At 73.7% G+C, this 23630-nt stretch carries 20 protein-coding genes; 10 read left to right on the forward strand and 10 right to left on the reverse strand.

Annotation, left to right across the window (positions count from 1 at the left end):
* Positions 1-245 precede the first annotated feature (245 nt).
* From AB0M99_RS13765 to AB0M99_RS13780, 4 genes are all read right to left on the reverse strand, one after another.
* Positions 246-725, reverse strand: coding sequence for a carboxymuconolactone decarboxylase family protein (locus AB0M99_RS13765; RefSeq protein WP_365919832.1), 480 nt, complete (start codon positions 723-725; stop codon positions 246-248).
* The gene (locus AB0M99_RS13770) at positions 722-1804 is read right to left on the reverse strand and encodes a dihydrodipicolinate reductase (RefSeq protein ID WP_365919834.1); all 1083 of its coding nucleotides are present in this window, start codon (positions 1802-1804) and stop codon (positions 722-724) included. Before AB0M99_RS13770 ends, AB0M99_RS13765 begins: the two co-directional genes overlap by 4 nt.
* 54 nt (positions 1805-1858) lie before the next feature.
* Positions 1859-1975, reverse strand: a complete 117-nt coding sequence (locus AB0M99_RS13775; protein ID WP_365920147.1) for a DUF6126 family protein — start codon at positions 1973-1975, stop codon at positions 1859-1861.
* Positions 1976-2111: 136 nt separating this feature from the next.
* Entirely contained in the window at positions 2112-2759 is a 648-nt protein-coding gene (locus tag AB0M99_RS13780; RefSeq protein WP_365919836.1) for an XRE family transcriptional regulator, read from the reverse strand.
* A 92-nt stretch (positions 2760-2851) separates the two neighbouring features.
* Between AB0M99_RS13780 and AB0M99_RS13785 the strand changes: the two genes are divergently transcribed.
* Positions 2852-3217 (forward strand): DUF1801 domain-containing protein, encoded by a 366-nt coding sequence (locus AB0M99_RS13785; protein ID WP_365919837.1) that lies wholly within the window; start codon positions 2852-2854, stop codon positions 3215-3217.
* A 19-nt stretch (positions 3218-3236) separates the two neighbouring features.
* Here the strand turns inward: AB0M99_RS13785 and AB0M99_RS13790 are convergent, their stop codons facing one another.
* Positions 3237-4766 carry an ATP-dependent DNA ligase gene (locus AB0M99_RS13790; protein ID WP_365919839.1) on the reverse strand — a complete coding sequence of 510 codons (1530 nt, stop codon included), beginning with the start codon at positions 4764-4766 and terminating at the stop codon, positions 3237-3239.
* 236 nt (positions 4767-5002) lie between these two features.
* Between AB0M99_RS13790 and AB0M99_RS13795 the strand changes: the two genes are divergently transcribed.
* Both AB0M99_RS13795 and AB0M99_RS13800 read left to right on the forward strand, forming a co-directional pair.
* Positions 5003-7729, forward strand: a complete 2727-nt coding sequence (locus AB0M99_RS13795) for an alpha/beta fold hydrolase (RefSeq protein ID WP_365919841.1) — start codon at positions 5003-5005, stop codon at positions 7727-7729.
* On the forward strand, positions 7726-8601 hold the full coding sequence (locus AB0M99_RS13800) for an ABC transporter permease (RefSeq protein ID WP_365919842.1): 876 nt from the start codon (positions 7726-7728) through the stop codon (positions 8599-8601). Before AB0M99_RS13795 ends, AB0M99_RS13800 begins: the two co-directional genes overlap by 4 nt.
* 130 nt (positions 8602-8731) lie before the next feature.
* On the opposite strand, the gene AB0M99_RS13805 is transcribed toward AB0M99_RS13800, so the two are convergent.
* Both AB0M99_RS13805 and AB0M99_RS13810 read right to left on the reverse strand, forming a co-directional pair.
* Positions 8732-9679, reverse strand: a complete 948-nt coding sequence (locus AB0M99_RS13805) for an aldo/keto reductase (RefSeq protein ID WP_365919844.1) — start codon at positions 9677-9679, stop codon at positions 8732-8734.
* A 98-nt stretch (positions 9680-9777) separates the two neighbouring features.
* Positions 9778-11565 (reverse strand): beta-galactosidase family protein, encoded by a 1788-nt coding sequence (locus AB0M99_RS13810; protein ID WP_365919846.1) that lies wholly within the window; start codon positions 11563-11565, stop codon positions 9778-9780.
* A 219-nt stretch (positions 11566-11784) separates the two neighbouring features.
* Here AB0M99_RS13810 and AB0M99_RS13815 point away from each other — a divergent pair, with 219 nt between their 5' ends.
* Complete coding sequence (locus AB0M99_RS13815; RefSeq protein ID WP_365919848.1) at positions 11785-12912, forward strand: substrate-binding domain-containing protein; 1128 nt, start codon at positions 11785-11787, stop codon at positions 12910-12912.
* Positions 12913-12985: 73 nt separating this feature from the next.
* Here the strand turns inward: AB0M99_RS13815 and AB0M99_RS13820 are convergent, their stop codons facing one another.
* Positions 12986-13789 (reverse strand): sugar phosphate isomerase/epimerase family protein, encoded by an 804-nt coding sequence (locus AB0M99_RS13820; RefSeq protein WP_365919850.1) that lies wholly within the window; start codon positions 13787-13789, stop codon positions 12986-12988.
* Positions 13786-14865: a LacI family DNA-binding transcriptional regulator gene (locus AB0M99_RS13825; RefSeq protein WP_365919851.1), complete on the reverse strand. Its 1080-nt coding sequence runs from the start codon at positions 14863-14865 to the stop codon at positions 13786-13788. The genes AB0M99_RS13820 and AB0M99_RS13825 overlap by 4 nt, the downstream gene beginning before the upstream one ends.
* A 256-nt stretch (positions 14866-15121) precedes the next feature.
* On the opposite strand from AB0M99_RS13825, the gene AB0M99_RS13830 reads away from it, so the two are divergent.
* From AB0M99_RS13830 to AB0M99_RS13840, 3 genes are read left to right on the forward strand one after another with little or no spacing between them, the layout of a single operon-like run.
* Positions 15122-16273 (forward strand): Gfo/Idh/MocA family oxidoreductase, encoded by a 1152-nt coding sequence (locus AB0M99_RS13830; protein ID WP_365919853.1) that lies wholly within the window; start codon positions 15122-15124, stop codon positions 16271-16273.
* The gene (locus tag AB0M99_RS13835; RefSeq protein ID WP_365919855.1) at positions 16270-17427 is read left to right on the forward strand and encodes a dihydrodipicolinate synthase family protein; all 1158 of its coding nucleotides are present in this window, start codon (positions 16270-16272) and stop codon (positions 17425-17427) included. Before AB0M99_RS13830 ends, AB0M99_RS13835 begins: the two co-directional genes overlap by 4 nt.
* Positions 17424-18269, forward strand: a complete 846-nt coding sequence (locus AB0M99_RS13840) for a sugar phosphate isomerase/epimerase family protein (RefSeq protein ID WP_365919857.1) — start codon at positions 17424-17426, stop codon at positions 18267-18269. Before AB0M99_RS13835 ends, AB0M99_RS13840 begins: the two co-directional genes overlap by 4 nt.
* On the opposite strand, the gene AB0M99_RS13845 is transcribed toward AB0M99_RS13840, so the two are convergent.
* A complete protein-coding gene (locus tag AB0M99_RS13845; RefSeq protein WP_365919859.1) occupies positions 18266-19330 on the reverse strand; it encodes a hypothetical protein in 1065 nt (354 codons plus the stop codon). The two genes, AB0M99_RS13840 and AB0M99_RS13845, sit on opposite strands and share 4 nt — an antisense overlap.
* Before the next feature lie 234 nt (positions 19331-19564).
* On the opposite strand from AB0M99_RS13845, the gene AB0M99_RS13850 reads away from it, so the two are divergent.
* The 3 genes from AB0M99_RS13850 (at position 19565) to AB0M99_RS13860 (ending at position 23577) form a co-directional block, all read left to right on the forward strand.
* Entirely contained in the window at positions 19565-20965 is a 1401-nt protein-coding gene (locus AB0M99_RS13850; protein ID WP_365919861.1) for a hypothetical protein, read from the forward strand.
* Between the two features lie 102 nt (positions 20966-21067).
* On the forward strand, positions 21068-22321 hold the full coding sequence (locus AB0M99_RS13855; protein ID WP_365920149.1) for a MoxR family ATPase: 1254 nt from the start codon (positions 21068-21070) through the stop codon (positions 22319-22321).
* Positions 22318-23577 (forward strand): VWA-like domain-containing protein, encoded by a 1260-nt coding sequence (locus AB0M99_RS13860; protein WP_365919862.1) that lies wholly within the window; start codon positions 22318-22320, stop codon positions 23575-23577. The genes AB0M99_RS13855 and AB0M99_RS13860 overlap by 4 nt, the downstream gene beginning before the upstream one ends.
* Positions 23578-23630 lie beyond the last annotated feature (53 nt).

Here is a 23630-nt window from a genome sequence, read left to right on the forward strand (position 1 = left end):
GCCCGGGTCGTCTGGTGCCGTGGATTGCAAGGCGGAGGAGGGAGCCACTGCGGAGCATTGGCGACTGACGACAACGCGGCAAGCCACGGCACCAGACGGGCCGGGCTACCCGACCCTGATCCGCCAGACACCCCCTAGTGCCGTGGCCGGTTCGGACAGTGTGACCACGAGCACCCGGGGCCGTCGGATCGACCGACCGGCCCCGGACCCATGCCCTGCATGCCCTGTACGCCCTGTACGCCCTGTCAGTGGTTCGGCAGCATGCACACGCTGTCGAGGCCCAGCACGTGGTTGAGCCGGCCGAAGGCCAGCCAGGAGCCGATGCTCATCGTCAGCTCCACGATCTCCAACTGGCTGTAGTGCGCCTTCATCCGGTCCCAGAACTCGTCGTCGAGCCCGTGGTGGTCCAGCGTGTACCGCTCCGCGTATTCGGCCGCCAGCCGGGTCCGGTCGTCGAAGCGGTCCGTGGTGCGCCAGTCGGTCACGGCGTCGGAGAACTCCTCCTCGACCTTCTCCCCGTCCCGGTCGGTGCGCCAGTCCAGGCAGAAGATGCACCCGTTGATCTGCGCGACGCGCAACCGCGCGGCCTCGAACTCGCGCAGCCCAAGCGTGGTGTGGGCGTACACCGACAGCGAGAAGTTGGCGGCGGCCATCCCGATGCCGGGGACCATGTCACCCCACACGTACTCGATCGGGTGCTGTCCTTCGGGAATGTCGATGTTCACGGCTGTTTCCTTCCGAGTTTGCCGATGGCGGGGCGCAAGGGGATGTCCAGGGCGTCGTAGAGCCCCGGTTCGGCGTCCACGAGCCAGTCGATGGCGCCGACCAGCCGGCCGACCGCGGTGGCGTTGCCGCCCGCGGAGCGGTTCTCTCCTTCGTCGGTCGCCTCGATGGTGACCTCGATGCGCGGGCGGCCCTCGATGATCACCCGGTGCGCACCGTCGCCGCCGTCCGGAGGCGACGGCCAGTCGGGGGCGCAGGAGGCGTGGATGCGGGTGACGTGCTCGATGACGATGCGGGGCTCGCCCTCGACGATGCCCTGCACCTCGAAGCGGATGGCGCCCTGGGTGCCGGCCTCGAACTCGCCCATCGTCCTGGTGGTCACGGTGGCGTCGAGGGCCCGGCGGTCGACCGTCTCGACGATGTCGTCCAGCTCGACCCCGAGGGCTCGGGCCATCATCCGTATCTGCCCGCCCCACACCATGGTCGGTACGGACGGCATGAGCATCATCGGCTCGAAGTCCATGGGCTGGCCCATGCCGACGAGGTAGCGGACCGAGTCCGGCTGGTCGTAGGTGGAGTAGTCGAATATCTCCTGGCAGCGGATGACGTCGATCCGGGTGCCGAGTCCGCTGAGCAGGAGGGGCAGTACGTCGTTGCCCCAGCCGGGGTCGACTCCCGAGGCGAACAGCGAGCCGCCGCCCTCCACGACGGCCGCGGCCACCGGATCGCGGAACTCCGGCGGGGCGTTGCGGTGATCGTAGAGCGGGTAGAGCGCGGGGCTCACGACGACCGCGCCGGACCTGATCGCCCGCGTGATGTCGGCGAGCGCGTCGTCGGGGCGGACGTCGCCGGACGCCGCGTAGACGACCGCCTGCGGACCGGCGGCCAGGACCGCCTCGATGTCGTCGGTGGCCGCTACGCCGACTTCGTAGTCGAGTTCACCGAGTTCCCCCGCGTCGCGGCCGACCTTGGCGGGATTGTGGACGATGACGGCGGCCAGTTTCAGCGCCGGATGGGCCTCTACGGCACGGATGGCCAAACGGCCGACGTTGCCGGTACCCCAGACAACCGTGGAAATCATGCGCGGAGGGTAGCGACAGGACCTGCAGGTTTCCAGAGTCGCGGGCCCCCGTCGTCACTGGTTCTCGGCGCCCAGGACGAAGAGGAGGTAGACGAAGAAGGCGAAGAGGTGGCCCACGAACAAGTAGGCGATCAGCCGGATGACGAGACCTCGGGGGAACTTCGACTCCATGCGCCGCAATCCGGTCGGCGCGGGGGTCGGGTCGGTGGGTTCCGTCGGCTCGGTGGACTCGGTCGGCTCGGTCGGCTCGGTCGGCTCGGTCGTGGAGTCGAGGGTCTCTCGCTGGGACATGGGTACGTATCCTCGCCTATCGGTGGTGCGTGGTTGCCCCGCCGCCCAGGCACAGCCCGGCGAGGCTGCTCTGGAGCAGGGTGTGGACGAACAGCAGGTCGGCCCCGGCGGCGGTGGCCGCTCCGATCCGGTGCGGGGTGAGCGAGTCGAAGTGCGCGCTGTCCCCAGGCTCCAGCAGGTACTCGGTCTCCCCCAGGTGCAGCCGCAGCCGCCCCTTCAGCACGTACAGCCACTCCTCCCCGGGGTGTACGCGGACCAGTTCGCCCGGGCCGCGGCCCTGCGGCACGTGCACGCGCAGCGCCTGCATGCCCCGGCCGGAGCCACCGGCCTGCCAGTACGTCCATCCGTCGGCCTCGCGGGCACCCGGACCACCGGCCCGTACGATGGGGTCGGCGACGGCGGGGGTCTCACCGAGCAGCTCCGAGACCGTCGTACCGTAGGTGCGGGCGAGTTCGAGCAGCAGGGGCAGCGAGGGCTGGCGCCGGCCGGTCTCCAGTCGCGAGAGGTGGGCGGGCGAGAGCCGGGCCCGCGCGGCGGCCGCCTCCAGGGTGAGTCCGGCGCGGCGGCGCAGTTCGCGCAGCTGCGGGGCGACGGCGGGGAGTTCCCCCACCGGGCCGTCGGGGTCGGCCGCGTCTTCGGGGCCGGGGGCAGGACCGGTTGTCATGCCCCGATTGAGCCAGATTCTTGCCTGCCTGGCAATCCATCTTGCCTCTGAGGCAAATCCCTGGTTCTCGGGGTTCCGGTTAGCCTCGTGGCATGGTGCACAGCGAGGCGAACGACGTACCCGGCTATCTGGCGGAGGCCCCCGAGGGGCGCAGGCCGGCCCTCACCCGGCTGCGGGAGCTGTGCCGCGCGGAGCTGGCCGGCTTCGAGGAGGTCATGGCCTACGGAATGCCGGTGTACCAGCGGGACGGCGCCGCCGAGATCGCCTTCGCCTCCCAGAAGCAGTACGTCTCCTTCTATCTGATGCGCGGCGACGTCCGCGAGGCCTTCGCGGAACGCCTGGCCGACCAGGACATGGGCAAGGGCTGCCTGCGGTTCCGCAAGCCCGAGAACATCGACTTCGACCTGGTGCGGGACCTCCTGCGGGCCACCGCGGCGCGCCCCGGCACGGTCTGCTGACCCCGCTCGTGCGGGGGTCTCAGGATCCGTCCGCCAGCACCGTCTCCACGGTGTCCGCCTGCTCGGCGCGCTTGTCCGGGCGGTGCCGGAGCACCCGTGCGAACCGCAGCGCGACCCCGGCCGGGTAGCGCGGGGAGCGCTGCAGACCGTCGTAGGCGATCTCCACGACCAGTTCGGGCCTGACCCGCACGGTGTACCCGTCGTCCGAGGTCGCCAGCTCCAGCAGTCTGGCGGTCTGCCAGCGCAGCATCTCGTCGGTGAGCCCCTTGAAGGTCTTGCCGAGCATGGCGTACGAGCCGTCGGCGGCCCGCGCGCCCAGGTGCAGGTTCGACAGCAGCCCGGTGCGCCGCCCGTGGCCCCACTCGACGGCGAGGACCACCAGGTCGAGGGTGTGGACCGGTTTCACCTTGAGCCAGTGTTTGCCGCGCCGCCCGGCCGCGTAGGCCGAGTCGAGCGCCTTGGCCATCACCCCCTCGTGGCCGCGGCGCAGGGTCTCGGCCCAGAACTCCTCGGCGTCGGCGGCCTGCCCCACCGGATCCTCGACGACCAGCCGCCGGACGCGACGGTCCTCGGGCACGAGCGCCGCCAGGGCCTCGTACCGCTCGCGGACCGGCTGGTCGAGCAGCACCTCGTCGCCCGCCGCCAGTACGTCGAAGAAGTAGGGGACGACCGGGAGCGCCTGCCGGGCGGCGGAGACGTCGACGCGCGAGCCCACCCGGCTCGCGACCTCCTGGAAGGGCACCGGGCGGCCGTCCGCCGACTGCCCGATGACTTCGCCGTCGAGGATGAACCGCTCCCCCGGCAGCGACCGGGCCAGCTCGGCCACCTCCGGCAGCCGGTCTGTGATCTCGTCCAGGGACCGCGTGTACACCCGTACGTCGTCCCCCTCGCGATGGACCTGTACGCGGATCCCGTCGAGCTTCTCCTCCATCGCCGAGGGCCCGAGCGCCGCCAGGGCCTCGGCCACCGACTTGGCGGTGTTCGCCAGCATGGGCTGTACGGGCTGCCCGACGCGCAACGTGACATCGCGCAGGGCCTGCGCCCCGTCGGCGAGGACGGCGGCCGCCACCCGGGGCAGCGAACCGTCGAGCATCACGGCCCGGCGCAGCTCCGCTGCCGGCACCCCGGCGGCCGCGGCCACGCCCTCCAGCGCCACCGCGTCGAGCGCGCCCTGGCGCACCTCGCCGGAGATCAGGCTGCGCAGGAACCGCTGCTCGGGTTCGGTGGCCGCGCCGAGCAGGGCGTCCACGAGCCGGTACCGCTCGGCCTGCGCCCCCGGGCCCGCGACGGCCGCGAGCTCGGTGACCGCCGCGTCGACGGCGGCCACGGTCAGGGTGGGCTCGGCGGCGGGTTCGCTCTCACGGGCCAGCGCGCGCCAGCCGATCCCGGGACGGCCCTGCGGGAGGCGCCCGGCGAGGTAGGAGATCACCAGCGCGGCCTCCTCCGCCGGGGCGGCGGCGAACAGCTCCGCGAGCAGGGCGCTCTTGCGGGACCGGGCCGAGGCCTCGGCGACCTCCCGGGACACGCGCGCGACCTCGGCCAGCAGCATGCGGCCATCCTCCCGCCGGTCGGCGCCGGGCGCAGGTCGGGCGGGGGCCTCCCTGCGCGGCGGTGGGCTCGGCGCGGCGGGGAGGCTCTGGCAGGCCGGGGGCTCGGCGGGGCGGCCCGGCGCCGCTGGTGTACCGCAGGCGCGGTACACGGGCGCTGCGGCGTAGTCCTCGAGAAGGTGCTGAGTTCAGCCTGCGGGGGCGCGGTCGGCGGGGGCCGGGCGTTTAGGGTTCCCGTATGAAGCTCCGACTGCCCCGGCGCCGCCGAAGCCGCCTGCTCGCGAGCGCGGCCGCACTCGCCGTCGTCGCGGGAGCCGGCACGCTGACGGCCACCGCCGCCGCCGGTGACTCCGCGTCCGTGCACCGCGAGGACCAGGTGCTCGACATGCCCGGTGCCTCGATCGACACCTCGTACTTCACCTCCGGCGGCGGCGAGAGACGCCCTGCCGTCCTCATCGGGCACGGCTTCGGCGGCAGCAAGGACGACGTCCGGGCGCAGGCCGAGCGGCTGGCCAGCGACGGGTACGCCGTCCTGACCTGGTCGGCGCGCGGCTTCGGCCGTTCCGGCGGCCGGATCGGGCTGAACGACCCCGAATACGAGGTCAAGGACGTCTCCCGGCTCATCGACTGGCTCGCCACCCGGCCGGAGGTGCGGCTCGACGCTGCCGGCGACCCGCGCGTCGGGGTGACCGGCGGCTCCTACGGCGGGGCCGTCTCCCTGCTCGCGGCCGGACACGATCCGCGCGTGGACGCCATCGCCCCGACGATCACCTACTGGAACCTCGCGGACTCCCTCTTCCCCAACGGCGTGTTCAAGAAGCTGTGGGCCGGGCTCTTCTTCACCACCGGATCCGCGGGCGGGATGCAGGTCGGCCAGGCGGGGCAGGCGGGGGCCCAGTCGGGCCCCGGGGCCGCCGCCGCGCCCGCCGCCCCCGGCTGCGGGCGCTTCCAGCCCGAGCTGTGCGCCATGTACGAACGGGTCGCGGTGGCCGGAAAACCCGATGCCGAGGCCCGCGCCCTGCTGGAGCAGCGCAGTCCGTCGGCGGTCGGCGACAAGATCAAGGTGCCGACCCTCGTCGTGCAGGGCCAGGACGACTCCCTCTTCCCGCTCGACCAGGCCGACGCCATGGCCGGGGCCATCGCCGCGAACGGCGCGCCCGTGTCCGTGGACTGGGCGGCCGGCGGCCACGACGGCGGCATGCGCGAGGCGGACCGGGTCGAGGCCCGGATCAAGGCCTGGTTCGACCGCTACCTCAAGGGAGACGAGGGGGCGGCCACCGGACCGGCGTTCCGCGTCTCGCGTTCCGGCGGCATCGATTCCACCGACGGCGAGGTCAAGCTGCGCGGCGCCGACGGCGACAGCTACCCCGGGCTGCGGTCGGGCCCGCGCGAGTTCGCCCTGGCCGGACGGGAGCAGAGCTTCGGCAACCCGGCGGGCGGGGCTCCGCCCGCGCTGTCCGCGCTGCCCGGCATCGGCGGGCAGCTCGCGGCCTTCGGGGCCGGGCTCTCGCTGGACTTCCCCGGGCAGAACGCCCGGTTCGAGACGGAGCCGCTGGACACCGGGTTGCGGATCACCGGGACCCCGACCGTAACCCTGAAGGTGAGGTCTACGGCTGCGGACGGTTCGGCCGTGCTGTTCGGCAAGGTCTACGACGTCGGGCCCGACGGCCGCCAGCAGGTGCTGCCGAGTCAGCTCGTCGCCCCGGTACGGGTGGAGAACGCCGGGCAGGACGCGACCGTCGAGCTGCGGCTCCCGGCGATCGACCACGCCGTGGAGGCCGGGCACCGGCTGCGGCTCGTGGTGGCCGCCACCGATCTCGGGTACGCGTCCCCGGCCGCGCCGGCCACGTACACCGTCTCGGCGCAGGGTCCGCTGGCGGTGCCCGTCGCCGACGGGGTGCGGACGGCTGCCACCGGGCTGCCCGCCTGGACCTGGGGGCTGCCCCTCGCGGCTCTGGCTCTGGCCGCGGGGTTGTTGGGAGTCCGGAGGACCGGCGGGGGCCGCGCGCGGGTGCGGGCGGGAGAACCGCAGCCCGAACCCGCGCTGGCCGACGTACCACTGGAAATCACCGGGCTGACGAAGCGCTACGCGAAGGCGCAGGACCGCTACGCCGTGCGGGACCTGTCCTTCCGGGTGGAGAAGGGCCAGGTGCTCGGTCTGCTCGGGCCCAACGGGGCCGGCAAGACCACCACGCTGCGGATGCTGATGGGCCTGATCTCGCCGGACGCCGGGGAGATCAGGGTGTTCGGGCACGCGGTGCGGGCCGGGGCTCCGGTGCTGTCGCGGGTCGGGGCGTTCGTGGAGGGTGCCGGCTTCCTTCCGCACCTGACGGGCCGCGCCAACCTGGAGCTGTACTGGCAGGCCACCGGCCGTCCGGCCGAGGACTCGCACATGGCCGAGGCCCTGGAGATCGCCGGGCTCGGCGACGCGCTGGAGCGCGCGGTGCGCACGTACTCGCAGGGCATGCGGCAGCGGCTCGCCATCGCCCAGGCCATGCTCGGCATGCCGGACCTGCTGATCCTCGACGAGCCGACCAACGGGTTGGACCCGCCGCAGATCCGCGAGATGCGGGACGTGATGATCCGGTACGCGGCGGGCGGGCGGACGGTCATCGTCTCCAGCCACCTGCTGTCGGAGGTGGAACAGTCCTGCACGCACCTGGTGGTCATGGACCACGGGCAGCGGGTGGCGGCGGGCGAGGTCGCCGAGATCACCGGCGGCGGCGACACCCTCCTGGTGACGCTGGCCGGGCCGGTGGACGAGGTGACCGTGGAGAAGGTGGCGGCGCTGGAGGGAGTGGGTTCGGTGGTGACTGCCGAGGACGGGCTGCTCGTACGGCTCGAAGGCGCGACGGCCGCCGGGCTGATCGCGGAACTCGTACGGCTGGAGGTGCCGGTGAGCGGAGTCGGTCCGCACCGCCGGCTGGAGGACGCGTTCCTCACCCTGATCGGAGGTGCGGCGTGAGTACGGTCCGGGCGCAGGTCCAGGAGGTGGCCCCCGGCTATCACGCGGGCCGGACCCTGCCGCTGCGCGTGGAGGCGCTGCGGCAGTGGCGCCGTCGGCGGACGCTGGTGATGGGCGGGGTGCTGGCCGTGCTGCCGTTCATCCTGATGATCGCGTTCGCGGTGGGCGGCGGGCCGGACGGCGGCCCGGGCGGCAACGGCCGCATCACGCTCATCGACACGGCGACGGCCTCGGGGGCGAACTTCGCCGCCACCTGCCTGTTCGTGTCGGCCGGGTTCCTGCTGGTGGTGCCGGTGGCGCTGTTCTGCGGGGACACGGTCGCCTCGGAGGCCGGCTGGTCCTCGCTGCGCTACCTGCTGGCCTCGCCGGTGCCGAGGGCGCGGCTGCTGTGGAGCAAGCTGGTGGTCGCGCTCGGCTTCAGCCTGGCGGCCATGGTGCTACTGCCGGTGGTGGCGCTGGCGGCGGGTACGGCCGCGTACGGGTGGGGACCGCTGAAGCTGCCGACGGGCGGTTCGCTGGCGGTCGGGGACACGGTGCCGCGGCTGGCCCTGGCCGTCGCGTTCATCTTCGTGTCGCAGCTGGTCACGGCCGGGCTGGCGTTCTGGCTGTCGACCCGTACGGACGCGCCGCTGGGCGCGGTGGGCGGGGCGGTCGGGCTGACGATCGTGGGGAACGTGCTCGACGCGGTGACCGCGCTGGGGTCGTGGCGGGAGTTCCTGCCGGCGCACTGGCAGTTCGCCTGGGCCGACGCCCTCCAGCCGCAGCTGGAGTGGGGCGGGATGGTCAAGGGGGTCGCGGTGTCGGTGTCGTACGCGGTGGTGCTGTTCGCCCTCGCGTTCCGGGGGTTCTCCCGCAAGGACATCGTGTCCTGAGCCGCCGCGCGCGGCGGGCGGGCTCGGCGGGCGAGCTCGGCGGGCGAGCGCCGCTGCTGCCGCCCGAGCGGCGCGCCCGCCCGAGCCTTCCGGGTGGCGCGCCGCCGCGGTGGCGTGGCGGGGCGCGGCGTCAGGCGACCCCGGGCGCCACGGCGTCGATCTCGGCGAGCAGTTCGGGCTCCAGCGGGCGGTCGGCGACGGCCGCGTTGGCGCGGACCTGCTCGGGCGAAGTGGCTCCGGCGATGACCGAGGCGCAGCCGGGCTGGGCGGACAGCCAGCCGATGGCCAGCTCCAGGACGGTGCGGCCGTGCTTCTCGGCGATGGCGACCAGTGCCTCGACGGTGTCGAGGCGCTCCTCCGTGAGGTACCCGTCGCGTCCTTCGAGGCGGGAGCCGGCCGGTACGGGGGCACCCCGGCGGATCTTGCCGGTGAGCAGGCCGTTGGCGAGCGGGAAGTACGGGAGCACGCCGACGCCGTAGTTCAGGGCGGCGGGGACCAGTTCGCGCTCCGCCGACCGTTCGAGCAGTGACCACTCGTTCTGCGCGGACACGAAGGGGGCCGCGCCGGTCTCCCGTGCGACGTGGGCGGCTTCGGCGAGCTGCCAGCCGCTGAAGTTGGAGTGGCCGATGTAGCGGATCTTGCCCTCGGCGACGAGCTCGGTGAGCGCGGCCAGGGTCTCGGCCACGGGGACGGTGGGGTCGGGGCTGTGCAGTTGGTAGAGGTCGATGTGGTCGGTCACCAGGCGGCGCAGGGACTCCTCGACCGCCCGTCGGATGTAGGCGCGGCCGCCGCGGGCGCCGGCGGCGGCTCCGTAGCCCATGTCCATGCCGGCGAAGCCGAACTTGGTGGCGAGGACGACCTGGTCCCGGCGGCCTTTGAGGGCCTGGCCCAGGTGGGTCTCCGAGCCGCCGAGGCCGCCGTAGATGTCGGCGGTGTCGAGGAGGGTGATGCCCGCGTCGAGGGCGGCGTCGACGACCTCGCGGGTGGCCTTGGCGTCGAGACGGCGGCCGAAGTTGTTGCAGCCGAGGCCGACGGCGGACACCCGCAGACCTGAACTGCCCAGGGGGAGATGGCGCATGGGTTCCGTTCCTCCACTCACGAACGAACTGCGGACTGTTGACCGCTGGCGATCACAGTGAAGTTACCCCAGGGCCCCCGCCCGGGCGGGGGGCCCTCCTATGGGAGGGTGACGATCGTGGGGCGGCCGAGGTCGGGCCGGTCGCCCAGGGGCAGTTCGGTGCCCGGGCGCTCCAGTTCGAGTACGACGATCTCGTTGGAGCCCGCCCGCCAGAGGGGCGCGGGGGCGTAGAGGGCGCGCTGCGGGCCGCGCGGGGTGTCGTAGTGGCCGAGGAGGAAACCGTTCAGCCAGAGCAGACCGGTCCCCCAGCCCGATACGTCGAGGAAGCCGTCCGCGGGGGGCTCCTCCAGGGTGTGGGTGAATCGGTGGAAGGCGGGCCCGGGTTCTTCGTGCGCTTGCGCCGACCAGGTCAGGCCGGTCAGGTCGGCGAGCGGCAGCGGCCGTATCTCCCACTCGAACAGGTGCTGGTGCCCGTGGCGCACGGCGCGCCAGATGCCCTTGCGGTCGTCGATCAGCGGGCCGTAGTTGACCCTGCCCATCGCCCGGACCAGTACGTCGAGGACGACTCCGGCCTCGCCGACGGGGAGGTCGAGGCCCTCGTCGGGGGTGTTGCGGTCCAGGATGCCGAGGGGCACGCCGTCGGCGAAGACGTACGCACGGTCGCCCAGGCCGTCGATCTTCACCGGCATGGCCGGGCGCGGGCCGGTGACGGTGGTGCGGTAGTGGATCAGGCCGTGGTCCTGGCCGAGCTTCTCCATGGACTCGGGCGCGGGGCGCAGCACCGGAGGGCCGCCGAGTACGTCGAGATGGGCGAGGAGCGGCGCGGTGCCGGCGGGGACGGCGAGGGCGGGCGTCATCCGGAGCGGCGGTTCGGGCAGCGGGCCGTCCGGCAGGGGGACGTACTTGCCGATGACCTCGCGGAACGCGTGGAACTTGGGGGTGAGTTCGCCGGCTTCGCCGATGGGGGCGTCGTAGTCGTAGCTGGTGACGGTGGGCTGGTAGCCGGGGTCGCAGGGGCGGGATCCGGTGTGGTTGGCGCCCGCCCAGAAGCCGAAGTTGGTGCCGCCGTGGGCCATGTAGAGGTTGACGGAGGCGCCGGTGGCGAGGAGTTCGTCGAGCGACTGCGCCGCCTCATCGACGTCGCGGACGTGGTGCTCCTCGCCCCAGTGGTCGAACCAGCCGATCCAGAACTCCATCGCGGCGAGCGGGCCGGTGCGCTGGTAGCGGCGCAGGTGCGCGAGGCGTTCGGCGGGTTTGGCGCCGAAGGTGGCCGTGGCCAGCCGGCCGGGGACCGATCCCCCCTGCAGCATGGCGTCCTCGGGGCCGTCGGCGGTGAACAGCAGGCAGTCCACCCCGCGTTCGGCGAGGGCCTGCTCCACGTGGGCCCGGTAGCGGATGTCGTTGCCGTACGAGCCGTACTCGTTCTCGATCTGGACGGCGACCACCGGTCCGCCGCGGCTCGCGAGCAGGGGCAGCAGTTCGGGGACGACGAGGTCGAACCAGCCGTCCACCTCGGCCTCGAACCGCGGGTCGGAGCAGCGCAGGTGGAGGCCGTCGACGGCCAGCAGCCGGGCGGGGAGGCCGCCGAACTCCCATTCGGCGCAGATGTACGGGCCGGGGCGGACGATGGCGTCGAGCCCGAGGCCCTGGGCGATGCGCAGGAAGCGGCCGAGGTCCCGCCAGCCGGTGAAGTCGGCCTTGCCGGGGGCCGTTTCGTGGAAGTTCCAGGGCACGTAGGTGTCCACGGTGTTGGCGCCCAGGGCCCGCAGCCGCCTCAACCGGTCTTCCCACAGGTCGGGGTGGACCCGGAAGTAGTGCAGGGCCCCCGAGACGATGCGGTGGGGGCGGTCTGCGCGCCGGAAGCCGTCCTGGTCGTACGTGAGCATGCGCTGACTCCCGGAAGAGGTCGAGATGCTGCCGTGAGGTGCGGGACGCCGCCGAATATATGAATGCGCGGTCCACGCCGTCAATGACCGGTTGATCGGAATCGATCGAATCGATCGGATCTGTTCTCTATGATGGCCCGGACGGACAGAGCGCGTGCAGCCGCGGCCGCGGCCGTGCGCAGCGCAGATCGCAGATCACAGATCGCAGGGGGATCTTCCTTGAGACCACACGTAGACCAGCGCCAGGCCCACGTACTCGCGCTCGTCCAGGCGCGCGGCAGCGTGCGCGTCGCGGACCTGGCGCAGGAGCTCGGCGTCTCCCCCGTGACCCTGCGGCGGGACATCGAGGCGATGGCGGCGCGGGGCGAGATCCATCGGATGCACGGGGTGATCAGCCGGCTGGAGGCCGGCCGGTCCCCGGTCGCCGCGGCGCCGGCTTCGGGGGCTGCCGGGGCTGCGGCCCGCGCGCTCGCGTCCGGCGGGGTGTCGGCCGAGGCCGAGGGGCTGGTGATCGGGATGGTGGTGCCGACCACGGAGTACTACTACGCCGAAGTCGTACGGGGGGCCCGCGAGGTGGTCGAGGCGCGGGGCGCGCGGCTGACCGTGGGGCTCACCCGGTACCTGCCGGGCGAGGACCGGACCCAGGCGGACCGGTTGCTGTCCACGGGGGCGGACGGGCTACTGCTGACTCCGAACTGGGACACCGGCTCGCCCGGCCCCGGCGAGGGGGCGTGGACCGCGGAACTGCCGGTTCCAACGGTGCTGGTGGAGCGGTGGGCCCCGCCGGGGCATGCCGCGGCGGCGCTCGACCGCGTGACCTCGGACCACGCGCACGGCGCGGCGTGCGCGGTGCAGCACCTGGTCGAACTGGGGCACCGGAGGATCGCATTGGCCAGCCGGGAAACACCGACGACGGCGCGGTTGCGCACCGGGTACGAGGCGGCCGTGGCCGCACTCGGTCTGGAACCCGCGCCCGCTTGGCCGGCGGCCGGGCCCGGCCCGCTGTCCGACGCGGACGCGTTCGCCCGGACCCTGGACTACTTGCACGAGGCGGTGACCAAGGGCGGGGTGACCGCTGCCCTGATCCACAGCGACACCGACGCGATCATGCTGATCCCGCGGCTCCAGGCGCGGGGGGTGCGGGTGCCGGAGGACCTGGCGGTGATCACGTACGACGACGAGGTGGCCGGGCTGGCCGATGTCCCTCTGTCGGCGGTGGCACCGGCCAAGGGCGAGGTGGGCGCGCGGGCGGCGGGGCTGCTGCTGGACCGGCTCGCGGGCGGGGCATCGTACGAGAGCCCGCGCCAGCACCTGGAACTGCTTCCGCGGCTGACGATCCGCTCGTAGGGCGCGGGGCGGGGGGGATGGGAGCGGGTCGGGGTGGGTCCGGGCAGATGACCGATCCGATCGAGCTGTGCGTTCACTCCCGGCGGTGGGCGCGGACCAGGCCAGCCAGGTACTCCCGGCCCGCGGCCAGCTGCCCGGGCAGTTCGGCGGCGCCGGGGTACCAGCGCTTCTCGTACTCCCAGCAGAGCCAGCCGTCCGGTTCCGCGGCTGCGGCGACGGCCACGGCCTCGGTGAGCGGCAGCACTCCGACACCAAGCCCGAGCGGGGTCAGGTCCCCCGCCGACGCCACGTCCTTCACCTGTACGTAGCCCAAGTGCGCGGCCAGGGTGCGCCGCGACTCGGCCGGGGCCTCGGCACCGAGCCAGGTGTGCAGTACGTCCCACAGCGCGCCCGCGCCCGGATGTGCGACGCGGTCGAGCACCCGGGCCGTCGCGGCGGCGGTGCGGTGCGAGTCATGGGTTTCCAGCAGGATCCGCACCCCCTCTCGCTCGGCGAACGGGGCCGCGGCCAGCAGTCGGCGTACGGCGTGGTCGTCGGCGGCCGGGGCGGGCTGGTCCCCGCCGCCGGGGAAGACGCGGACGTAGGGGGCCCGCAGGTCGGCGGCGAGCGCGATCAGGGCCCGGATCTCGGCGAGGACGGGCTCGTCCGGGCCGGGGGTGGCCACCCGGGCGTACCCGGCGACGCCCAGGACGCGGACCCCGGCGGCGGTGAGGGTCCGCAGTCCCGCGGCGCGGTCTGGGGCCGGGCTGCCGGGGTGCAGCGGCTCCTCGGGGTGGGCGCGCAGCTCCAGGCCCTCGTACCCGTGGGCGGCGGCGAGTTCGGCGCTGCGCGCGAGCGGCGTGCCGGGCAGGCCGAGCGTGGAGAACGCGTACCTCACGGGCGGCTCCCTCCGGCCGGGGGCGGCGGCGCGGTGGAGCCGCGCACGATCAGATCGGCGGGCAGCGTGGTGATCCCGCCCGGCGGAAGCTGTCTGCGTCCGGTGACGAACTGCGCGGCGAGCACGCCCGCTTCGCGCAGCGGCACGCGGACGGTGGTCAGGGCGGGCGCGGTGTCCACGCAGACGGGCAGGTCGTCGAAGCCGGCGACGGAGACGTCCTCGGGGATGCGCAGGCCCGCCTCGCGCAGGGCGGCGGCGACTCCCGTGGCGACGGAGTCGTTGGCCGCGGCGACGGCGGTGAAGGGGGCTCCGCGGCGCAGCAGTTCGCGGGCGGCGTCGTACCCGGCGGAGCGCTGGAACCCGGCGTGGACGGTGAGGTCGGCGCAGTTCTGGGGCAGGGCGGGGTCGTGCCGCGTCAGGGCGTCGTGGTGCCCGGCGAGGCGCTCGCGGGTGGTGCTCAGGCCCGGCGGACCGGCGACGTAGGCGATGCGGCGGTGGCCGAGCGCGAGCAGGTGCTCGGCGAGGCGGAAGGCGCCCCCGCGGTCGTCGAACATGATGGTGGCGACGGGCAGTCCGGCCGGTACGGGCAGCGGGGGGCGTCCGCACAACACCACCGGGGCGCCGGTGGCGGCGATCCGCGCGAGCCGGGCGGCGAGCGCGAGGGTGTGCTCCGCTTCCTCGACGGCGCTGCCGGTGAGGACGACCCCGCCGGCCCGCTGGCCCTCCAGGAGGGTGAGGTAGGCGAGCTCGGCCGCGGCCGCGCCTTCGGTGTTGCAGACGACGGCGAGGCGTCGGGCGTCCGCTTGGCCGGTGGGCGAGAGTGCGCTCTGGAAGGAACCGGCGAGGATTCCGAAGAAGCTGTCGGCGATGTCGTGGACGAGGACGCCGACGAGGTCCGAGGTGGCGGCCGCGAGCGCGCGGGCGGGGCCGTTGGCGATGTAGCCGAGGTCTTCGACGGCCTGCTCCACGCGGGTCCGGGTGGCGCCGGCCACCGGATATCCGCCGTTCAGTACGCGCGAGACCGTCGCGGGCGACACGCCCGCGTGCGCCGCGACCTCGGCGAGGGTCACCGCCATCCGCACCCCTCCCTTCTGCCTGCCCGTGCCGTGCTCGGGCGCTCATCGCTTGCTCGGGCTCATCGTCTCATCCGGTGTGTGGATCTCCGTACCCTCCATATGCTCCCGGATTGGGGAAGCGCTTTCTATCACCCGAAAGGGTCTTGCAGAGGATCGATGGGCGACCCTAGCCTGATCGGAGCGAAAGCGCTTTCTATCCGCTTTCCGATCCGATCCTGGATCCGATGCCGGATCCGAGCCTGAAGAGGGGGACCCCGTGGAGCGCAGGACCATCAAGATCGCCATGAACGGCGTGACCGGGCGGATGGGGTACGGCCAGCACCTGGTCCGGTCCCTGCTCGCCCTGCGCGAGCAGGGCGGCCTGGACCTCGGCAACGGCACGGCGCTGTGGCCGGAGCCGGTGCTCGTGGGGCGCCGCGAGGAGGCCCTGCGGGCCATCGCCGAGCGGCACGGGCTGGAGCACGTCAGCACGGACCTGTCGGCCGTGCTGGCGGACCCCGAGGTCGAGATCTACTTCGACGCGCAGGTCACCGGCGCCCGGGAGGCGGCCGTCCGGCAGGCCATAGCGGCGGGCAAGCACGTGTACTGCGAGAAGCCGACCGCGCTGAGCTTCGAGTCCTCGCTGGAGCTGGCGCGCCTGGCCGCGGAGGCCGGGGTCAAGCACGGCGTGGTCCAGGACAAGCTGTTCCTGCCGGGACTGCTGAAGCTCAGGCGGCTGATCGAGGGCGGCTTCTTCGGCGAGATCCTGTCGGTGCGCGGGGAGTTCGGCTACTGGGTCTTCGAGGGCGACTGGCAGCCCGCCCAGCGGCCGTCGTGGAACTACCGGGCGCAGGACGGCGGGGGCATCGTCGCCGACATGTTCCCCCACTGGGAGTACTTGCTGCACGGGCTGTTCGGCCGCGTCAGAACGGTGCAGGCGCTGGCCCGTACGCACATCGGCCGGCGCTGGGACGAGGACGGCAAGCCGTATGAGGCCACGGCGGACGACGCGGCGTACGGGATCTTCGAGCTGGAGGGCGGCACGATCGCGCAGATCAACTCCTCCTGGGCGGTCCGCGTGCACCGCGAGGAGCTGGTGGAGTTCCAGGTGGACGGGACGCACGGCTCGGCGGTCGCCGGGCTGCGCGGCTGCCGGATCCAGCACCGAGGGGCGACGCCGAAGCCCGTGTGGAATCCGGACCTGCCGCAGACCCACGACTTCCGGTCCCAGTGGCAGGAGGTCCCGGACAACTCCCCTGCCGACAACGGCTTCAAGGCCCAGTGGGAGCTCTTCCTGCGGCACGTCGTGCTGGAGGAGCCCTGGGAGTGGGACCTGCTGGCCGGGGCCCGCGGGGTGCAGCTCGCCCAGCTCGGACTGCTCTCCTCCGCCGAGGGCCGGCGGCTGACGGTGCCGGAGGTGTCGCTGTGAGCATCCGACTCCCTTCGGCGGACGGCGGGTTCCGCCCGTACCGGCCGGGCACCCGACCCCTCGCGCCGCTGGAGTGCGGCCCGGCCCGAAGCCGTGTGTTCTACTCGGCCGCGCATGTGGTCGCCGACCCGCTCGCCGCCTCGGCCGAAGCCGGGCCCGCGGTCGACTGGGAGGCCACGCTGGCCTTCCGGCACCGGCTGTGGGCGCAGGGGCTCGGGGTGGCCGAGGCCATGGACACCGCCCAGCGCGGGATGGGCCTGGACTGGCCGACGGCGGCGGAGCTGATCCGCCGCTCGGCGGCCGAGGCCCGGTCGGTGGGCGGCCGGATCGTCTGCGGCGTGGGCACCGACCAGCTCGCGGCGGGCGTGGTGCACTCCCTGGCCGCGGTCACCGCCGCGTATGAGGAACAGCTGGCCCACGCCGAGGAGTGCGGGGCCGCGCCCGTACTGATGGCCTCGCGGGCCCTGGCCGCGTCGGCGCGCGACCCGGAGGACTACCTGGAGGTGTACGGAACACTGCTGCGGCAGAGCGCCCGGCCGGCCGTCCTGCACTGGCTCGGCCCGATGTTCGACCCGGAGCTGGTCGGCTACTGGGGGCACGAGGACCTGGACCGGGCCACGGAGGTCTTCCTGAAGATCATTGCCGAATGCCCGGAGAAGGTGGACGGGATCAAGGTCTCGCTGCTGGACGCGGAGCGCGAGGTCGGCATCCGCCGGCAGCTGCCGGCGGCAGTGCGCTGCTACACGGGCGACGATTACCACTACCCGGAACTGATCGCCGGTGACGGAGAACTGGCCAGTGACGCACTGCTGGGCATCTTCGACCCGATCGCCCCGATCGCGGCCCGGGCGGCGCGCGCCCTCGACCTGGGCGACCGCGTAGGCTTCCGGGAACTGCTCGATCCGACGGTGGCACTGTCGCGGCACCTGTTCGCCCCGCCGACCCGCTACTACAAGACTGGGGTGGTGCTGCTGGCCTGGCTGGCCGGGTACCAGGACCACTTCACCATGGTGGGCGGACTGCACTCGGCCCGCTCGCTCCCCCATCTGGCCACCGCGTACGAACTGGCCGACGGGCTCGGCCTGTTCCCGGACCCCGACCTCTCCGAGGGCCGGATGCGGCAGCTGCTCGCGGTACACGGGGTGGCGTCATGAGCCGGGCCCCGGCTCCGGCCAGGTTCAGCCTGAACCAGGAGACGATCCGGCAGTGGTCGCTGCCCGAGCTGGTCGCCGGGTGTACGGCCGCCGGGGTGGGCGCGGTCGGGCTCTGGCGCGATCCGGTGCGCGGCTTCGGGGTGCGCGAGGCTGCGAAGCTGGTCGCCGGGGCGGGACTGCGGGTCAGTTCGCTGTGCCGGGGCGGCTTCTTCACCGCCGCCGACCCGGCGGGCCGCGCGGCCGCGCTCGACGACAACCGCCGGGCCGTGGAGGAGGCGGCCGAACTGGGCGCCGACGTCCTGGTCCTGGTCTCGGGGGGCCTGCCCGCCGGCGACCGGGAGTTGGCGGGGGCGCGCCGTCGGATCGCCGACATCCTGGGCGAGCTCGCACCGTGGGCCGCGGAGCACGGGGTGCGGCTGGGGATCGAACCGCTGCATCCGATGTTCGCCTCCGACCGCTGTGTGGTCTCCACGCTCGGTCAGGCCCTGGACATCGCCGAGCAGTTCCCGGCGCGGGAGGTGGGGGTGGTGGTCGACTCCTACCACCTGTGGTGGGACGAGCGGCTGTCGGCCGAGCTGCGCCGGGCCGGGGAGGGCGGCCGGATCATGTCCGTCCAGGTGGCCGACTGGGTGACTCCACTACCCGAGGGCGTACTGCTGGGCCGTGGCCGGCTGGGCGAGGGCTGCATCGACCTGCGGGGCTTCCGGGAACTGACCGACGCGGCCGGGTACCAGGGCCCGGTGGAAGTGGAGATCTTCCAGCCGGAGCTGTGGACCCGGGACGGCGGAGCCGTGCTGCGGGAGGTGATCGATGCCTACCGCGAGCACGTCGCGCAGCGCTAGAACGGGCGGGCGTACGGGAATTCCCGCACCTGGTCGTAGATGTGGCGCAGCCACGGCTGACGGACGGCGGGCAGCCGAGCCAGCGTGTGGAGGAACACCCTCGCATCGGGCCGGAACACCCTCCATGGATACATCGGCAGTGGATCGTCTCGCAGGACTCCGTCGGGCATCCCGCCGGTCGCCGGAAACGGCAACCCGTCAGTGGGGAACGCCAGATGCATCCACACATCGGCGGCCAACGGCACGATGTCTGCGGCGCGGCTCAGCGGCCAGGCCTCCCCCGTCCGCGGATGTCGCGGAACCAGGGCGATGTCGGGGGCAGGGTCCGGGACGGGCAGACCCGGTCCGGCCAGGGCCACCTGCCGCGTCGGCGCCCACGGCGACGGCGGGAGCAGCGCGTCGAGCGCGCGGCCGAAGGTGTCCGCGACGAGGCCGCCGGGTACGGCCGGGCGCCCGCCGGCCGAGGCCGCCAGCAGGTGGGCCAGTGCCTCCCCGACGGCCGCCTCCCATCGCGGACTCCACGCCCCGGGCGGCTCGATGGGCGGCGTGCCGTGCCCTTCCTGTGCCAGGGCTCTCCAGTCGGCCGTCGGGCCGGCCGGGGCGTCGGCGGAGAGGCAGCGTACGGCATGCGGGTCGAGCCACACCGCTTGCCACAGGGCGCAGTCGTCGATGCGGGTCGCCACCGGCTGCCCGCACTGCGCACAGGCCAGGTTCGGACCGTCACGCCCGTCCAGCCCCATGCAGTAGCCGTCGCACCGGTCGGGGATCAGGACGGTGCCACAGGTGTCGCCCGGTGCGACAACGCTCGCGCCCGGCGCCCCGAAGGACAGGGCATGGACCGGAGCGAAGACCCCGCGGGCCTCCGCCTCCTCCACCCCGACCTCGTCCCACAGCCGCCGCGGCGGACCAAAGGGCTCCGGGTCGACGGCGTAGGTCCCCGGCTCCATGAGCGAGGGGAGCATCTCGTGTCCGTACCGCTGATGGGCCTGCACGGGAAGTGCGATCCGCGACACCGGGGCGGTCAGCACGGCACCACACCCCGCGCACACGAACACGGCCACGCCTTCTCCCCCCACTCCTGAACCCACGAATCATGCCGACTCCGACAAGCCCCGACCAACACCTTTTGCGCCGCCGCCCACCCGTACCGCACCCATACGAGGACTCACGGCAAAGACCGTCCGTCCACGCTCCGGAAATCCCTGGCAGCTCGCGGGTGGGAGCGATATGGTCATCGCGATGATCACTCAAGCTGTTCACAGATTGGGGGTCCCGTCCACGCAAGGTGAGTGCTGATGCTCACCGAGACCGTGAACGGGGATTCCCGCCTTTCCTTCTGGCTGCGCGTGCGCGAGTTCGCCGTGCCGCCTTCCATGATCGAGACTGCGACCGCCCGCCGCGCCGTCGGCGACTGGGGCGGGGCGTGCACCGCCGCAGGCATCGACGTCGACTTCAATCTGCGCTTCGTGGCACGTACGCAAGGCCAAGGGCTCGCCACCCGGCTCCGGGCCGATCTGCGCCATCTGGCCCCCGACCTCCTGCGCTGGCACATGCCGCGCATCGCACCCGACGGACTGCTGCGCCCAGGGCTGAGCCTCACGCTCGCCCGGTACGAAGCCGAAGGGCGTGACGGCGTAGCTCCGGTGCACCTCGTGGCCCGGACCGCGCCTGCTTGGGCGGACGCCGGTCAGCGGATCAGCCTCGCCCTGTGGGACGCGTCCGACCCCGACTCCGAGGCCGGCACTTCCCTTCACCCGCACCCGCGTCCCAACCCGCGGTTCCGCCTCGACCTGCACCGCCACCTGTGGGACGCCCGCAGGGCGGATGAGCTGCGGATCCGGTCCGGGGCGGATCGGCTGCGCGGCGACGGACCGCCCCTGCCGGACCCGGAGCTGCCGGGGGCAGCCCCGCACGGGTACCGGTGCGCCGTGGACCGGTGGGCGGCCGAGGCGGGCGTACTGCTGCGCGCCGAAGGGCGGTCCACCGGGCCCGTCACCGTGCGGATCGGGGCCCGGCACCGGCTGGTCGTGCACCCCGACGAGCCCGGGCGGCCGCCCTGCGTACGGGTCTCGGCCGCGCCCACGGACGGCAGCGCCGCCGCGCTGCCGGTGCTGCCCGACGCGGCGACCTGGGTGCTGCCCGATCTGGAGCTTCTCCGCGCCGGTGCCATCGAGGCCGATCGGCTCCACCCGCTGGTCGCCCTGGCCCTCGTACCGGACCATGCGCCGGCCGGTCCGTCCCGGGCTCCGGACCGGGCGGGTGAGCCGCGCCTCGTGGAGTGCCGGGGAGCCCGGCACCGGATCGGCCTGGTCAACGGGGTCCTTGCCCCGCTGGACCACGACCCGGCCGAGATCCGCCGGGAGGAACTGCTGGTCGCGCTGACCGGCACCCCGCTCCCCTGCCTGCAGGCCATCGACGAGGCGCACCGCCGTCCCGACTGCCTCACCGGCGTCCGCGAACGCCTGGACCACGGGGACACCGCCGGCGCGCTGGCTGTCGTAGAGGGCCTGCTGGGACCGGGGGCGCTGCTGCGCAGCGGCGCACTGCGCGACGAGTTGGAGGCGGCCGCGCGCCAGCGCATCACCTACGGGCTGTTCCGGGCGGGACTGTCCGGCCGCGCACCCCACCGCATCCTGCCCGGCGCCGGCCGCCCCCGGCACCACCGGTCGCACCCGCGCGATACGACCGCTCGCTGAACTGACCCGACTCGACCTGCCCTGCCCTGCCCTGCCCTGCCCTGCCCGAACATGCCCTGAGCTCACCCCCACCACGAAATCCAAAGGTGATCGAACATGCCCATGCCCATTCCCGTGCCCATGCCTGCGCCCATGACCGCGTACGCCTCGCAGCTCGACGTCGCCGGAGAGCTGCTGGCCATGCTGCGCGACTCCACCACCGAACCCCGCCCCGACATGCAGTTGGAGGCCCTGACCCTGGCCGTCGCCGCCGACCTGCCCGTGCTGCTGTGGGGCGAGCCGGGCATCGGCAAGACCGCCGCCCTGACGCAGCTGGCCGAGGCGCTCGACCTTCCGCTGACCACGGTGATCGCCAGCGTGCACGAGCCGTCCGACTTCTCCGGTCTGCCCATCGTCGGGGACAACCCCGCGGAGCAGGGCGTTCCGATGGCCCCGCCGGACTGGGCCGTGCGCCTCGTACGGGCCGGCCGGGGGCTGCTGTTCCTCGACGAGCTGTCCACTGCGCCCCCGGCCGTGCAGGCCGCCCTGCTCCGCCTCGTGCTCGAACGGCGGATCGGCTCGCTGCAACTGCCGCCCGGGGTGCGGATCGTGGCCGCCGCCAATCCGCGGGCCTCGGCGGCCGACGGCTGGGAGCTGAGCCCGCCGCTGGCCAACCGGTTCGTGCACCTCCAGTGGATCCACGAGCACGAGGTCGTCGTACGAGGCCTCGGCGGTACCTGGCCCCGGGCGACCCTCCCGCGGCTCGACCCGGCGAAGCTGCCGGAGGCCGTGGAGTTCGCGCGGCGTGCCGTGTGCGGGCTCCTCGCCGCCCGCCCCAAGCTCGTACACCAACTGCCCACCAGCGAAACGCGCCGCGGCGGCCCCTGGCCGTCCCCGCGCAGTTGGGAGATGACGCTGCGCCTGATCGCCTTCGCGACCGCGGCCGACTCCTCCCGGGAAGTGCTGTCACTGCTGGTCAGGGGCACCGTGGGAGACGGTCCGGGGCTGGAGCTGCTGGCGAGCCTGGACCGGATGGACCTGCCGGACCCCGAGACGCTGCTCGCCGACCCCGCGGGCGCCGCGCTGCCCGAGCGGGGGGACCTGCGCCAGGTCGTGCTCGACGGAGTGGTGGCGGCCGTCCGCGCGCGGCCGGACAAGTACCGCTGGGACGCGGCGTGGGCGGTGCTGGTCCGGGCCCTCGAAACCGGAGCCCCGGACCTGGTGGTCGTCCCCGCGACGACGCTCGCCTCGCTGCGCCGCGAGGACTGGGACGTACCGGCGTCTATCGAGCGGCTGGCCGGAGCGGTGGCCCTGTCGAGGAGGGCGGACAAGGCTGCGGCCCGGTCCGCGGCGGTCGGCGCGAAGGCCGGCCGATGAGCAGCGCCGCACCGGGGGAACTTGACCTCGACAAGTTGTTTGCCGCGCGGCTGCTCGCCGTACGGGTCCGGCCGTATCTGGCGACGGCCCTGTTCGCCCTGCACACGGTGGAGTCACGGCGGGTGCCGACCATGGCCGTGGACCGGCACTGGCGGTGCTACGCATCGCCGTCGTTCGTGGACCGCACGCCGGTGGAGGAGCTGGCCGCGGTATGGGTGCACGAGGTGTCGCACCTGCTGCGCGACCACCACGGGCGAAGTGACCGGGTCGCGCGGGAGCGGGGGCTGACCGGCGCGGGGGAACGGCTGCGGATGAACATCGCGGCGGACTGCGAGATCAACGACGACGCCTTCGGCGACGGGCTGGTCTGCCCCGAAGGGGCCGTCCTGCCACAGATGTTGGGGCTGCCCGAGGGAGAGCTGATGGAGGACTACCTCTCCCGGTTCAGCCTCGGGGCGGGTACGGACGGCCTGGTCTGGCTGGACTGCGGCAGCGGCGCCGACGGGCTGGAGCGGGAGTGGGACCTGGGGCCGGACGGCGCGCACGGTCTCACCGAGCAGGAGCGGGACGCGGTCCGGTTCCGGGTGGCGCAGGGCATCACCGGGCGGCCCGGCAGGGCCTCGAAGGCGTGGCGGCGCTGGGCGGAGGAGGCGTTCCACCCGCCGCAGCCCTGGCGGGAGTTGCTGGGGGCCGCGCTCCGTTCGGCGGCCTCCGGATCGGGGGCGGGGCAGGACTACACGTACGGCCGGCCCTCCCGTCGCTCCGCGGGACTGCCCGGCATCGTCCTGCCGAGCCTGCGGCGCAAGCCGCCGCGGGTCAGCGTCGTCATCGACACCTCCGCGTCGGTGAGCGACGCCGAACTGGGCAGCGCGCTCCTGGAGGTCGCCGCGATCTCCCAGGCCCTGGGCGGCCGGCGCGACCTGATCACGGTGGTGCCGTGTGACGCGGCGGCCCGCGTGGTGCATCCGCTGTGTCGCGGCGAGGGAATCCCGCTGCTGGGCGGTGGGGGTACGAACCTGCGCGAGGGCTTCGCCAAGGCGCTGCGGGCGGGGCCCCGGCCGGACGTGATGGTGGTGCTGACGGACGGCCAGACGCCCTGGCCGGACGCGCGGCCTCCGTGCCGGACGGTGGTGGGCCTGTTCCCCCGTGGGCGCTCGGCGGGGTCGTGGGACGAGGACGATCCCGACTACGTGCCGGACTCGCCGCCCGAGTGGGCACGGGTGGTCGAGATCGGGTCGGCTCCCGCTGCCCGGTGACCTCCTGGCATCCGCCGGACCCGCTGCTGGTACCGGACATGCCAAGAGCTACC

Source organism: Streptomyces sp. NPDC051183 (assembly GCF_040682455.1).
Lineage (GTDB): Bacteria > Actinomycetota > Actinomycetes > Streptomycetales > Streptomycetaceae > Streptomyces.

Bases quoted from the DNA above. Each gene is read 5' to 3' on its own strand.
- AB0M99_RS13840 (WP_365919857.1), top strand. From the start codon at position 17,424: ATGAGCCGGGCCCCGGCTCCGGCCAGGTTCAGCCTGAACCAGGAGACG.
- AB0M99_RS13805 (WP_365919844.1), bottom strand. From the start codon at position 9,679: ATGCGCCATCTCCCCCTGGGCAGTTCAGGTCTGCGGGTGTCCGCCGTC.
- AB0M99_RS13790 (WP_365919839.1), bottom strand. From the start codon at position 4,766: ATGCTGCTGGCCGAGGTCGCGCGCGTGTCCCGGGAGGTCGCCGAGGCC.
- AB0M99_RS13780 (WP_365919836.1), bottom strand. From the start codon at position 2,759: ATGACAACCGGTCCTGCCCCCGGCCCCGAAGACGCGGCCGACCCCGAC.
- AB0M99_RS13860 (WP_365919862.1), top strand. From the start codon at position 22,318: ATGAGCAGCGCCGCACCGGGGGAACTTGACCTCGACAAGTTGTTTGCC.
- AB0M99_RS13770 (WP_365919834.1), bottom strand. From the start codon at position 1,804: ATGATTTCCACGGTTGTCTGGGGTACCGGCAACGTCGGCCGTTTGGCC.
- AB0M99_RS13785 (WP_365919837.1), top strand. From the start codon at position 2,852: ATGGTGCACAGCGAGGCGAACGACGTACCCGGCTATCTGGCGGAGGCC.
- AB0M99_RS13810 (WP_365919846.1), bottom strand. From the start codon at position 11,565: ATGCTCACGTACGACCAGGACGGCTTCCGGCGCGCAGACCGCCCCCAC.
- AB0M99_RS13825 (WP_365919851.1), bottom strand. From the start codon at position 14,865: ATGGCGGTGACCCTCGCCGAGGTCGCGGCGCACGCGGGCGTGTCGCCC.
- AB0M99_RS13850 (WP_365919861.1), top strand. From the start codon at position 19,565: ATGCTCACCGAGACCGTGAACGGGGATTCCCGCCTTTCCTTCTGGCTG.
- AB0M99_RS13775 (WP_365920147.1), bottom strand. From the start codon at position 1,975: ATGGAGTCGAAGTTCCCCCGAGGTCTCGTCATCCGGCTGATCGCCTAC.
- AB0M99_RS13855 (WP_365920149.1), top strand. From the start codon at position 21,068: ATGCCCATTCCCGTGCCCATGCCTGCGCCCATGACCGCGTACGCCTCG.
- AB0M99_RS13795 (WP_365919841.1), top strand. From the start codon at position 5,003: ATGAAGCTCCGACTGCCCCGGCGCCGCCGAAGCCGCCTGCTCGCGAGC.